Raw genomic sequence first — 14024 nt, forward strand, 5'->3', positions numbered from 1 at the left:
TTAAGCCATTCCGGCTATTTACAATGATTGCTAAACTAACGGACCATCTTTCTTTAAACCTGCCCTTTTTAAAAGATAAAAAGCTTTTACTCGCTGTAAGCGGGGGTATAGACAGTATGGTTTTGGTTCACTTATTACAGCAGCTTCAGCTTGATATTTACATAGCACATTGCAACTTTAACCTAAGGGGAGAAGAAAGTGATGGCGATGAAACTTTTATCCGCAGTTATGCGTCGGTTAATAATATCCCAATTTTTGTAACTAACTTTAATACAAAGGCTTTTGCTCAGGATAATAAAGTATCTATTCAAGTAGCTGCAAGGCAGTTACGTTACCTCTGGTTTAACGAATTGTTACAGGAACATGGTTTAGATTACCTGTTAACAGCACATCATTTGGACGATTCTATAGAAACGTTCCTTATTAATTTTACGCGTGGTACAGGTTTGGAAGGCTTAACCGGGATACCACAACAAAACGATAGGGTAGTGCGTCCGCTATTGCCATTTTCACGCAATGAAATCGAATTATACGCAAAGGAAAATAACATTACCTGGCGTGAAGACAGCAGTAATGCGTCTGATAAATACCTACGCAACAAACTGCGCCACGATGTGGTGCCCATTTTAAAATCACTCAACCCATCGTTTACTGATTCTTTTACTCAAACCATAAATTATTTGCAGCAGGCACAGTCTTTGCTTCAGGATGCTACAGTATTGGTTTATCAAGAAGTGGTAACAGAGAAAGAAGGGCAAAAGCACATAAATATCCTGCAATTAAAGAGGCTCCCTAATTACAAAGCGTATTTATACCAGTGGCTAAGTCCGTTTGGGTTTACAGCCTGGGATGATATTTATGGACTAACCGAAGCACAATCGGGTAAATATGTAATTTCAAATGGTTACAGGCTCTTAAAAGATAGGGAAGTACTGATACTGGAACCGCTTCAGCAAGCGCAAAATGAGATTTATGAAATTACACAAAATATGCAACAAACTACTAATCCGATAGGGTTAAAGCTGCAAAAAGTGGAAGTAATTGATGAAATTTCAACAAAAAATGTAATTTATGTTAATAATGAGTTAATAAAATTTCCGTTATTTGTTCGCAAATGGCAGGAAGGTGATTATTTTTATCCCCTTGGAATGAAAGGACTCAAGAAAAAGGTTTCAAAGTACTTTAAAGACGAAAAAATGTCGTTAAGTGATAAGGAGAGTACCTGGCTTTTATGTTCTGAAAACCAAATTGTATGGATTATAGGCCATAGGGCAGATGACCGCTTTAAAACAAATGAAAACACAACACAAATTTTAAAAATAGAGTTTAATAACAATGAAAAAGCTTAGCACAATACTTTTTTTACTATTCGCTTTTTTTATTGCCCAGGCCCAGGTAAAAGAACCTGTAAAATGGACATCTAAAATTGAAAAGAAATCAAATACCGAATTCGTACTGGTATTTAACGCCACTATAGAAAACGACTGGCACATGTACTCGCAATTTAGCGATGAAAATGGTGCCATACCACTTGAGGTGGTTTTTAACAATAATAAAGGTAATTATACTCCTGTTGGAAAAGCAGCAGAAAGTAAAACCGAAAAGGCTTTTAATGAAACCTTTGGCGTAACCGAGACCTTTTGGAGTCATACGGCACAGCTTAGGCAAACGGTAAAAATAACGAATCCGGCTAATGAAGTTGTTCAGGTTTCATTAAATTATCAGGTATGTAAAGAGGTTTGTATACAAGGCGAAAATTTGTTTGAGTTTAATATTAACAAACTGACTGCTAAAGAAGTAAAAAACTTTACTGAAATAAAAACTGCAACTGTAGCAAAGCCAGAAACAACTGAAGTTAAAGCGGATACCGCCACTACAGTTGTTGATACTGCAAAGGCCGCTGTAGCGCCAAGTACAGACAATAATACGTCAACTGCTGAACCGGTAACAAAATCTACTAAAGAAAAAGAAGGGGATATTGACCCCTGGAATATATTTTTAGGAACCTTGCTTGCGGGTATTTTTGTAACCTTTACACCATGTGTTTTCCCAATGATACCCATGACGGTGAGTTTTTTCATCAAACAAAATACCAGTAAAGCTAAAGGTAAATTCAATGCTGTATTTTATGGTATTTGTATCATTGCCATTTATGTATTGCTGTCGTTGCCTTTCCATATTTTTGAAGGTTTAGATGGTAATATCTTTGCCGATATATCTACTAACGTATACCTTAACATCTTTTTCTTTTTGGTTTTTGTGATATTTTCAATATCATTCTTTGGTGCTTTTGAGATCACAATTCCAAGCAGCCTTGCTAATAAGGCTGATAACGCTTCTAACTTAGGCGGTTTGGCGGGTATTTTCTTTATGGCACTTACTCTTATAATTGTATCATTTAGCTGTACGGGCCCAGCCTTAGGTTTAGTGTTTGGAACGGTATTATCTTCAGATGGTGGTGCTACACTGGTAAGCCTTGCTATGTTTGGTTTTGGACTTGGCCTTGCTATGCCCTTTATGGTGTTTGCTTTGTTCCCAAGCCTTATGGCTAACCTGCCAAAATCTGGCGGATGGCTTAATACTGTCAAAGTTGTTTTTGGATTTATAGAACTTGCATTAGCTTTCAAATTTTTATCGAATGCAGATCTTGTATTACAATTGCATTTACTCGAAAGAGAAGTGTTTTTAGGCATCTGGATAGCTATTTTTGCTGTGTTGGCATTATATCTCTTCGGAAAGTTTTCTATGCCTCACGATTCACCGGTACCGTTTTTATCGGTAGGCAGGATGCTATTGGGCGTATTGGCCTTTGCTTTTACAGTTTATTTAGTTCCGGGATTATGGGGCGCTCCGTTAAAATTACTGAGCGGAATTACACCACCTTTAAATTATAGCGAGTCGCCGTTTGGTTTTGGAGGATCAGGCGCAGCTCCGGTTGCATCAACCGAAAAATTGCCTGACGGTGCTAAAGTAGCCGTACATGGCATAGTAGCTTTTGAAGATTATGATAAAGGATTAGCCTACGCAAAAACGGTTAAGAAACCTGTATTGCTTGATTTTACCGGCCGTGCCTGCGTTAACTGCCGTAAAATGGAAGAAGGCGTATGGGTAGATCCGGAAGTTTTAACCATCCTTAAAAATGATGTTGTCTTAATTTCTCTTTACGGAGACGAACAAATTGATTTGCCGGAAAACGAACAATTTATATCTAAATACTCAGGCAGGAAAATTACAACCGTTGGTAAAAAATGGAGCGATTTTCAGTTAGGCAAATACAATTCTAATGCCAGGCCGTATTATGTATTAATGGGTTTAGATGAGAAAAATCTTAATGAGCCAGTAGCATACACACCGGATATTCAGGAGTATTTAAAATGGCTTCAGCAAGGCGTTGCTAACTTTAAATAGTAAGTTTTAAATTTATTTGAAGAGCACATTGTATTTGTACAATGTGCTCTTTTACTTTAGATGATTGCAAATACAAAATAAGAGTTGATCAGTTAATTTATACTCAAGTGTAGGTTATAATAATAAATACTATTTTACATAATATACATTATAAGTCAATATTTATAAAATGTAAAAAAGTAGGATAGAGCTTATTTTAGTGTTTAAAATATAAAAGCCCCAATTAAGGGGCTTTAGCAAGATGGTTATCTTATAACTTCATCACAAATTAATTAACAACCGTTTGCCGGATGCAAATTTACAATTTCAATTCTTAAGGTCAACTTAAAATTGATAGTTGCTTTATGATAATTATCAATTTTAGATAATTTCTATTTTACAATAAAATCATTATTTTACAACTTTAAGGTTCTCCTGAAATACAACTTTGTTGTTATCATAATATACCAAAGATGTTTCTCCTGTTGGCTGTATAAATAATGAATATCCAACAAGATTACCACTTACAAACCTTAAATAATAGGTTTGTTTTTTAGCGCTCATTGCAAATTGCCATTCGCCATCGGCTGTTATAGTTAATGTATATTGAGGTGTTTTGGCTACTGTTTTAAGAACAACCGTACCGGCGCTTACCTGAGTAACTTCTTCCGGCACATCTGTAAATGTTTTAAATGCATTAAGGCCTTTTATCTTCATAAAGCTATCATAATCCTTGCGCGCTAACGGAACATTTTTCTCTGAAGTTTGTGCAGATAAGCTTAAACTTAAAGCCAGTAATGAGCCTAAAAGTAGTTTTTTCATGGTGTTGAGTTTTTAGTATTTATGCTGTAAATATATAATAATTGACCGAAATGCCCGCATAATTAAGATGCTTTAACTGTTAAATATTCGAAGATGTCTGAAAAATTAATATCACTAATATGCTTTATAACTAATTCAATATAAGAAATTTACATTTTTTACTTAAACAAAAAGAACCGGCATATTGCCGGTTCTCTAAGAAACTTATAAGTACTGATTTTATAAATTATTCTTTTACAATTCGTTTTACAACAAAGGCATCTGCGCTATAAATTTTAGCGAAATAAATACCTGCATTAAAGGAGCTTAAATCGGTTATAAATACACCGGATGCTGCTACATCAAAGCTTTTTACAAGCCTTGCACTAACATCAAACATTTCAATTTTACTTACTATTAATCTACCTGCATCAAAAGATATACTGCCCTTAGTTGGATTGGGATAAATTATAATCGAATCGTTAAGATCAAAACCCTCAATTCCTACTGTTTGCGGGCAGTAAGCATTAGGATCTTCAATAGTAACAATGGCAGTTCCGGTAGATGTATTTCCGTTATTATCAGTAATTGTAAGTGTAACCGTATTTTCGCCTATGTTTTCGCAAGTAAATACCTGTGTATCTAAACTATAAGATGAAATTCCGCAATTATCAAACGATCCGTTATCAATATCCAGTTCGTTAATTGATATCAATGTCACTTCCGGTAAAGAAAGTGTAATATTCTGAGTAATAACCGTTGGTGCTGTAGCATCTGTAACCGTAATTGTAGCAGTTTCGGTTGATGAATTTCCACTTGCATCGGTAACTGTAACTGTTACTTCATTAGGGCCAAGATTGGCACAGCTTAATGATGCCGGCGATATGGTGTATGTTGCAACACTACAGTTATCGGTAGAAGCAGCAAGTATTTCTTCGGATAAAATAGTAACGTTTCCGTCGTTATCTACCTCAATTGTAGCATCTTCAAATACTATTACGGGTGCCGTTTCATCTACAACTGTTATAATTGCAGTGGCGGTAGTTGTATTAGTTCCATCGCTAACCGAAAGTGTTACCGTATTCTCACCCAGGTCTTCACAGGTAAATTCCGTTACATCAAGGCTATATGTGAGGTTGGTACAATTATCGGTAGATTCGTTATTGATATCTTCGGCGGCAACCGTAGCAATACCATATCCATCAAGAACCGCAGTAAAATTTTGAGCGATAGCAACCGGGGCCTGGCCATCGGTAACAATAACATCAAAAGTACAGGTGGTAACCACATTATCTTCGCTGGTAATGGTAAACGTATTGGTAGTAGTACCTATTGGGAATACCTCCCCGCTTGCAATTCCTGTTGTTTGAACTACAGTACTGGTTGGTACAGCTACAGTTACTGTTGAATTTGTAGTCATGGCACCATAGTTACCGGCCCAAAATTCGGCATCATCACCGGTGTGCTGAAAGAAAATCTTCCTTACCCCTGCCGGATAGCCCGTAAATACATGCGATGCTGTTTGCCATGCCGCAGTACAGGTAACATTACCCGTAGTATAAGTAGCAAGAATATTATCTGCCTCCCCCCTAAGCTGTACTGTAAGGTTATACGTATCTCCAACATTTGGAGTTCCGCCCATATACTGCTCAGATACCGTTATAGCCGGTAGCGTATCCATATACGCATCGGTCATCCCCATGGTTGTCAGGTCTATAACCTGTGACATCGATCCGGAATTGTAAGACGATATAAACCCACTGCCTGATACAACCCACGATGTACCAAAAGCAGTACTGTTTGTCCACCCGGTAAGGCCATTGGCTCCATTAGGGTTTACAACCCCATTAGCCGACTGCGTAGCCCCGCCCCCAGCAACAAGATAGCTTACTAATGCCCCGCACTGATCGTCATCACTCACAATAGTAATATTTGTAGGGCATTGTTGGGCATTAAGGCTTCCGCACGTAAGTGCTGAGAATAGCAATAATTTAAATAATTTGTTAATAGATAAGGTAATTTTAACCATAGTATAGTAGTTTATTGCGATTAATAGTTCTTCAAATATAATTAATTGTTATTGATAGTATATCTATTAATATAACATGAGGCCATCTATTTTGTGAAATATTTCTTGTTATATTGCGTTAACAACCAAAAAAATAAGAATGAAACCTAAAACAACTGTACTTTCTACAACAATATTATCGGATAATTGGGGCAAACTCAATAAAGTAAAGTATGAACATACCCTTTATAACGGTACCGTTCAGGTTCAGGAACGCGAAGTGTATAACCGTGGTAATGGTGCTACAATTTTATTATATAACAAAGAAAAACAAACCGTAATACTTACACGCCAGTTCAGATTGCCCACTTGGTTTAACGGCAATGATACAGGAATGATGATTGAGGCCTGTGCGGGACTTTTAGATGAAAACGACCCTGAAGAATGCATTAGGCGGGAAACTGAAGAAGAAACGGGCTACACCCTAACCGAAGTTAAAAGGGTTATGGAGGTATATATGTCGCCGGGATCGGTAACTGAAATGCTATATTTTTTTGTTGCCACTTACTCTGACGATATGAAAACCGGCGATGGCGGCGGACTTGAAAAGGAACAGGAAAACATTGAAGTACTGGAACTTAAGTTTAACGATGCCCTTAAAATGATGGCCAATGGCGAAATTAAAGATGCCAAGACTATAATGTTATTGCAGTATGCAGCTTTGAATGGAATCTTTAAGCAGCAATAAAGTTACAGAGTCACAAAGTGGCAAAGTGACAAAGTATTAGGAATTTGACTCATGTGTTATGTAAATATTTGCAAATAAAATTTGCCACTTTGTAACTCTATAACTTTGTGCCTTATCTTTAACATCACTTTAAACTTCCGTCTGTAAGTAATTGCTTATTTTTAAGGATAAAATTTACAAAATGGACATTACCTTTAATAACGACCCCAAACTCGCTATATTACTGCCTGTTATATACCACGCCTGGCAGGACGACGTGCTTACCAACAAAGAATTTACTACAATATCTGATTTTATAAACGAGCAAGACTGGCTTACAAAAGCCGAAAAAGGCTTTTTAAAATCTAAAATAACGCTGGACTCCCCTCCTTCCCGATCGGAACTTTTTCATTGGAAGGAAAAGATAAACCAGGCTATTGACAGCAGTAAGAATATCAACAGCCTTACCGATCTTGGTTTGTTGATTGCCAATGCCGAAAGGCCTGCTATCAGTAATGAGGACATTGCTAAAATTGCCCCGGCATTCGCCAGGCTCGAAACCGGCTTAGGTATCATGGGCCGCGAAGTGATTTCCGGCTTTCGCCGAAGCGAAAAAACACTAACCCAGGAACATAACACTGTTGAGAGCTTTAATGTTCAGAAAATGACTGATTTACTGGACGGTAACCAGGCATATATTATCAATAAAGTGAAATCGATTATTGGTAGTGAGGCTTTTAAGCTGGATATCCCTACCGATGTGGCCGAATTTAGAGAGAAGGTATTAGGCTGGTGCAAAATACTGGCTAATGAGGGCTTAGGATCGTACGCTTACCCTAAGGCCCAGGGCGGTAAAGATGATATTGAAGGCTATTTTGCCATTATGGAAACCCTTAGCTACCATGATCTTAGCCTTGTTATTAAATTTGGGGTGCAGTTTGGGCTTTGGGGTATGAGCGTTATGTTCCTGGGTACCGATAAGCACTTTAATAAGTACCTAAAAGGTGCAGGAACGCTGGAGCTTCCGGGCTGTTTTGCCATGACCGAGACCCATCATGGGTCTAACGTTAAAGGTATCCACACAACGGCCACATACAACCACGCTAACAGGACATTTATAATAAATACCCCAGAGAAATACGATCGTAAAGAGTATATAGGCAATGCGGCCAACCACGGCGAAATGGCTACTGTTTTTGCTAAGCTTATAATAGACGGCAAAGACTACGGCGTTAACGCATTTGTGGTGCCTATACGCAACAAAAACAAAGAAGTGCTGCCTGGCATCACTATTGAAGATTGCGGTCATAAAATGGGCTTAAACGGCGTTGATAACGGCATTATTACGTTTAAAAATGTGGTTATACCGCACGAAGACATGCTCGATAAATTTGCCAGCGTTAACCAAGCTGGAGAATTTGAAAGCCCTATACCAAGCGATAACCGGCGCTTTTTCACTATGTTAGGAACGCTTGTGGGCGGCAGGATAGGCATCCCGAGATCGGCATTGGCGGCTTCTAAAACGGGGTTGGCCACAACCATCAAATACAGCGATAAACGCAGGCAGTTTGGACCCGAAGGTGGTAATGAAGTGCCTATTTTAAACTACCGCATGCACCAGCGCAGGCTTATGCCTTATCTGGCAAATTCGTATGCATTGACCTTTGGTTTACAGTATCTTACCAAACGTTTCATCAACCGTAAGGAAGAAGAAATGCAGGAAATTGAAGCGCTTGCAGCCGGCCTTAAAGCCTACACAACCTGGAATGCCCGCAATACGTTGCAGGAATGCCGCGAGGCCTGTGGTGGCAAGGGTTACCTGAGCGAAAACCGCATAGACGACCTTAAAAATGACACCGAAATTTATACCACTTTTGAGGGCGATAATACTGTGCTTACGCAACTTACGGCTAAGAACAGGTTAGGCGAATTCCGTAAACAGTACGGAGAGATGAATGTCTCTACCATTTTTAACTATGTGGTAGATAAGGCTAAAACCAGTATTACCGAGAAAAACCCTATTGCTACCCGCAATACTAATGACGCTCATTTAAAAGACCCAGCCTTTCATTTACAGGCATTTACGTACCGGGAGAAGGAAATTGTGGGTTCTGCCGCGAAGCGTTTTAAAAAGCTGGTAGATGATGGCCTTGATGCATTTGATGCTGCTAATATTATGCATCCGCACATGCTGCAAATTGCCGATAGCTACTTAGACAGGGTTGTGCTGGAGCAATTTCAAATTAAATTACAGGAGACTGAAGATGAGTCGCTTAAAGAAGTGCTTAGCCAACTTTACAACCTCTTTGCGCTAAATAAAATAGAAGAGCACAAAGCTTGGTATTTAGAGCAGGGCTATATGGAAGGCGTTAAAACAAAGGCAGTTAGAAAGCTTGTAAGCCAGTTGTGCTGGGAGATCCGTCAGGATGCTGTGCCGCTGGTTAATGCCTTTAATATCCCTGAAAGTTGCCTGGGGCTCATTGCCACTACCAAAGCAGCTGAGGCGTAAAATGTACAGGTTACCAATTTTATCTGTAACTTTGTATATTACATATTAGCGAATTTATAATGAAAAATATCAAAATAAGCGTGCTGGACCAGTCGCAAATTGGCAGGAACAGCAACGCGCAACAAGCACTAAAAGAGTCAGGTGAATTAGTACAACTGGCTGATCAACTGGGTTTTGAACGCTACTGGGTTAGTGAGCACCACAACTTTAAACTGGTTGCCGGTACCACGCCCGAAGTACTGATCCCCTACCTGGCTGCCAAGTCAGAACGTATACGTGTAGGGTCGGGCGGAATCATGCTTCCCAACCATACTTCCCTGAAAGTCAGCGAGAACTTTGGTATGCTGGCCACATTATTTCCCGGCCGTATCGACTTTGGCATTGGCCGTGCACCGGGTGGCGACAGGCTTTCAGCGCAACTATTAAACCCGGCAAATACATTTAGCGAGAAGCAATTTTACGAGCAACTGGTTGACGTTCAGGCATATTTACGTGACGAAGAACTACCTGATACCGTGCATGAAAAGGTTAAGGCCTACCCTATTCCTGAGATTATGCCTGAGTTCTGGATACTTACGTCAAGTGGTGGGAGCGCCCAGTTTGCGGCGCATTTTGGCATGGCGCTATCGTTTGCCCACTTCATAAATCCGGTGGGAGGGCCTGAGGTTGTGGCCATTTACCGCGACAGCTTTAAGCCAAGCCCTGAGCTGGCAGAACCCCAGGTTAATGTGGGAATTTTTGCGTATTGCAATGAAAATCAGGCAAATGTGGATGAATGGGTGGCCGAATTTGACTACCGCATGCTGCATATTGAGATGGGTGCCACGGGCGACCTGCCTTCTGCCGAGGAAATTAAAACGATGAACTACACCATGCACCAGCGTGCCCGAATTGCCTGGAACAGAGGCCGTTTCATTGCCGGTACACCTGTGGTGGTGAAGCAAAAAATAGAAAAATTAGCATTAGAATATAACGTGGATGAGATCATGATAGCTACCTGGGCAGAAGATTTTGAGCATAGAAAGCATTCATATGAGTTAATTGCAGAAATGTTTCAAACATATAAATTTGTAAATTAAATAGTACAAATGTATATGGTTTACAAAAATCAGCTATTTTTAAAAAGGCTTAATATTTCACTTTTGGATTTTGAAATGCCTAAAAACAAAAAATATATACATACTGAAAATCAATACTATAATTTTGATATTTCACTTTTGGTACATTAAATTTGCATGTTTTTGAGGCTATCTCAAAAATCGTATATACTAATTTAGCATTAATAGAATTGAAATTTTAGTATTGTGAATTTAGATTAGTTACTTGCTGTTTTAGCAAGATTTTTTGTTGCTTAATCTCAATACTTAATTCTCAATTCTAAAAAACTAAAATCATTCCTTAATAAAAATATCCACACGTAGTACTGAAGCCACCACTTCAGTACTACGTGTTTTATAGTGTTGTAACTTTGCAGCCAGTAAAGTAGTTAAGATTTCAGAAATGAGACAACAAATGACAGATGTAAGATAATAGAGTACCATTCATCGATAAAATCGTTAAACTCATATAAGATCAGAGATCTCTTTTAAAGTAATTCATCGCAAATAATTATCTTCACAATTAGCCAATTTTGCTATTACTTTAAATTACCTCCCCTGTTATGAAATTTAAAATTTTAGCTTTTTTATTAGCTCCCGTGCTGCCCGCTACGGCACAAACGTATATTGTAGATGATGTAGAGGTTATAAGAGTGGCAGTTTTACGCAAGAACTTTTACATTACCAAAATGGTATACGAAACGGTTAATGGCAGTACAACCACAGGTTACTCGGCAGTTATTTATATTACCGATGATATTCATAAGCCTTATAAGCGCCTGTTTTGGGAAAAGGTGCGCCCCACGCGGGAAATAGCCGAAAAACTACTGCAATTTGAGAGCAACATTTTTAAAGACTTTTATAACACACAAATTTTTAAACGCTGGGAGTGGCTAAACGATTCGCATTGGGAAGATTTTAGTACAGAGAACGGCAAACACCCCAAATTTGAAATGCTATTAGAAACCGGCGAAACGGTTAAGGACCTCTGGGTAGGCGATATGGTAAAATTGAAGTAGGGTTTAAGTACCTATCGCATATTTTTATACATTTGGCAGAAACTCCTTCTGCAAAATGAAATACATTATTTTGTTTGTCTTTTTTACATCGGCACATCTTTTTGCGCAGCAATCGATGTTCAAAATAATTGAGAACGATAAAATTGGTTATATAAATAATAAGGGCGCTGTTATTATACCGCCGGTTTACAATAATGGAACCGACTTTGCTAATGGTGTTGCCGCGGTAAGGCAGGATGGTTTGTACGGCATAATAGATAGTTTAGGTAATTATATTGCTAAACCCAAATACGACTATATTTACGAGTTCTATAATGGCCTAACCGAAGCAACATTACACGGTAAGAAGCAAGTATTAAATACAAGGGGCGATAAGGTATTAGACGATCAATATAAATCAATTTACTTAATTAACGACAGTTTATACCGGGTAAAAACCAAATCAGATAAATGGGGCATTTACAATATCAGTACCCATAAATACACTATAGATACAACCTACACATATATTAGCGAATTTGTAGATGGCATTGCAATTGCAAATTCACAAACTGATAAAGAACCTGAATACTGCTCATCGCTAATAGATAATAATGGCAATACAATTTTACCAACAGGAAAATATGCAATAAACCCTTATGTAAATGGCATAGCACGGGTTGGGATTAAAAACCATGAAAACAAACTTATATCCGGAGCAATTGATGCAAAAGGCAATTTGCTGTTTAAATATGAAAATAAAAATCAGACTTATATAAGCACTGATTTTACAGATGGCTATGCCGTTGTGAACCTATATAAATACTGGATACCTGAGAAAAATGGCATTATAAGCGACAGTTCAAAATCTTACGACGGGTATATTGACTTAAAAGGAAATGTAGTATTTAACGATACGCTTTTTCCTTATTGCCATGAATTTTCTAACAAAAGGGCATTCATAAAAAAGAAAAGTGGCAATTACATGATGATTGATACCAATTTTAAAATAGTTGGCGATTCTATTTATGATGATGTGCTCGATAAAAAATTTAAAAGTGACTATGCAATTGTTAAGGTAAATGATTATTGGGGTGTAATTGATACTATGGGCTATTTTAAGGTAAAGCCACAATTTGATGAAATTGACGACGTTGGTATTATTGATAATTACCTGTTTTACCGTACTTATAATGATACCGAATATTATTATGGCATTGCAACAATCAAGGATGAAATTATTTTAAAACCTATAATGCAGGATTTTGACAGGTCCGGGTTTCATGACGGATTGCTCAAAGCAATTGTAAATAATAGGCTTACATACATTGATACTCAGGGAAATATTATCTGGCAGCAAAAGCTTAGTAAACAACCCAAGCCTTTAAATATTGATTATATGATGAATGGATATTTTTGGGCCTATCAAACCGATAAAAGAAAAGATTATAATGGCTGGGCCGAATCTGAAAATTTTCCTAAAAAAGTGAACAAAGAGACTTTTCCTAAAAATAAACTTTCGCTAATTATTGACACTACAAAAAAAGCGCTATTTGCCGATGAGTATTACGGTTGCAAAATTTATATTGCCAACACCACTAAAGGAAATAAAATTTTTAATGCACAGGATAGCCGGTTAGATATGAAACTTCAGGCACTTGATAGTACCGGTAACTGGAAAGATATAGAATATTTACGCTCAAGCTGGTGTGGTAACAGCTACCATACCATAACTCTTAAACAAAATGAATACTGGGAGTTTACAATGCCATTATATGAGGGTGCAATAAAAACCAAGATAAGAGCTAAATTAGATTATTTAGAGGGTAAAAATACAGTAACACTTTATAGTAATACGATAGATGCATCGGTAAATCCGGCACAGTTTACAATTCAGCTCCCACACATCTCATTAGGATTAATGGATCCGTATTAATAAGCGACTATATTTCATGCAAAATTTATTTCTCCTGACCTACAAAAGATTACATGATGAAAATCTTGTTGGCTAACCCTCAAAAAAATGCCGAGATCATACAGCAGGTTATTAGGGATGTTATTTATGAGGCGCGCGAAAAAGAAGGTAACTAACGCTACTACATTATACCATGCAGCCGGGTGTTCCAGTTTTTGCGCAGCCAGTCTTTCATTTCGCCACGGGTATCTAATTGCTCGGGCATATACCTGCATATCATTACCTCTACTTTTCTAAAATAATCAAATGTATAAAGGCCGTGCAACGTTAAAAAGCGGTTGATAAAATCAAGGGTATGATAGCCGTTCCTTCGGTCTATGATATCATCGTCGGTAAACTGAAGGTACCTTTTATTCTTAAAAGGCTCACTCCAATTATATTGATAGCGAAGGGCTGCTTTATTAAAATTAGCCATTATGGGTGTAAACTACGTTAATAAAATTGCTTTTATATTGTAATTTAACAGTAGGATGTGCGGTAAATATACAAACGTGTTTTATTTAAAATGTTAAAGAAAATCCA

General features: G+C 37.8%; 10 protein-coding genes. 7 read left to right on the top strand and 3 right to left on the bottom strand.

All coding sequences use genetic code 11. The features are described from left to right. Positions 1-23: 23 nt before the first annotated feature. Positions 24-1349 carry a tRNA lysidine(34) synthetase TilS gene (gene tilS / locus FMM05_RS11070; RefSeq protein WP_143373444.1) on the top strand — a complete coding sequence of 442 codons (1326 nt, stop codon included), beginning with the start codon at positions 24-26 and terminating at the stop codon, positions 1347-1349. Continuing rightward, a complete protein-coding gene (locus FMM05_RS11075) occupies positions 1336-3408 on the top strand; it encodes a cytochrome c biogenesis protein CcdA (protein ID WP_143373445.1) in 2073 nt (690 codons plus the stop codon). Before tilS ends, FMM05_RS11075 begins: the two co-directional genes overlap by 14 nt. A gap of 390 nt (positions 3409-3798) precedes the next feature. Here FMM05_RS11075 and FMM05_RS11080 read toward each other — a convergent pair whose 3' ends face one another. Then, a complete protein-coding gene (locus tag FMM05_RS11080; RefSeq protein ID WP_143373446.1) occupies positions 3799-4209 on the bottom strand; it encodes a hypothetical protein in 411 nt (136 codons plus the stop codon). A gap of 226 nt (positions 4210-4435) precedes the next feature. Then, positions 4436-6217 carry a T9SS type A sorting domain-containing protein gene (locus FMM05_RS11085; protein ID WP_143373447.1) on the bottom strand — a complete coding sequence of 594 codons (1782 nt, stop codon included), beginning with the start codon at positions 6215-6217 and terminating at the stop codon, positions 4436-4438. Between the two features lie 139 nt (positions 6218-6356). On the opposite strand from FMM05_RS11085, the gene nudK reads away from it, so the two are divergent. The 5 genes from nudK to FMM05_RS11110 all read left to right on the top strand — a co-directional run bounded on the left by nudK (position 6357) and on the right by FMM05_RS11110 (position 13463). Continuing rightward, a complete protein-coding gene (gene nudK / locus FMM05_RS11090) occupies positions 6357-6944 on the top strand; it encodes a GDP-mannose pyrophosphatase NudK (protein WP_143373448.1) in 588 nt (195 codons plus the stop codon). Positions 6945-7125: 181 nt separating this feature from the next. After that, a complete protein-coding gene (locus FMM05_RS11095) occupies positions 7126-9432 on the top strand; it encodes an acyl-CoA dehydrogenase family protein (RefSeq protein WP_143373449.1) in 2307 nt (768 codons plus the stop codon). Positions 9433-9491: 59 nt separating this feature from the next. After that, positions 9492-10511, top strand: a complete 1020-nt coding sequence (locus tag FMM05_RS11100) for an LLM class flavin-dependent oxidoreductase (protein WP_143373450.1) — start codon at positions 9492-9494, stop codon at positions 10509-10511. Between the two features lie 581 nt (positions 10512-11092). Further along, positions 11093-11548, top strand: a complete 456-nt coding sequence (locus FMM05_RS11105) for a hypothetical protein (RefSeq protein ID WP_143373451.1) — start codon at positions 11093-11095, stop codon at positions 11546-11548. A gap of 55 nt (positions 11549-11603) precedes the next feature. Next, positions 11604-13463 carry a WG repeat-containing protein gene (locus FMM05_RS11110; RefSeq protein WP_143373452.1) on the top strand — a complete coding sequence of 620 codons (1860 nt, stop codon included), beginning with the start codon at positions 11604-11606 and terminating at the stop codon, positions 13461-13463. A gap of 160 nt (positions 13464-13623) precedes the next feature. Here the strand turns inward: FMM05_RS11110 and FMM05_RS11115 are convergent, their stop codons facing one another. Then, positions 13624-13917, bottom strand: a complete 294-nt coding sequence (locus FMM05_RS11115) for a hypothetical protein (RefSeq protein ID WP_143373453.1) — start codon at positions 13915-13917, stop codon at positions 13624-13626. Positions 13918-14024 lie beyond the last annotated feature (107 nt).

This window comes from Flavobacterium zepuense (assembly GCF_007097145.1).
GTDB classification, from domain to species: Bacteria; Bacteroidota; Bacteroidia; order Flavobacteriales; family Flavobacteriaceae; genus Flavobacterium; species Flavobacterium zepuense.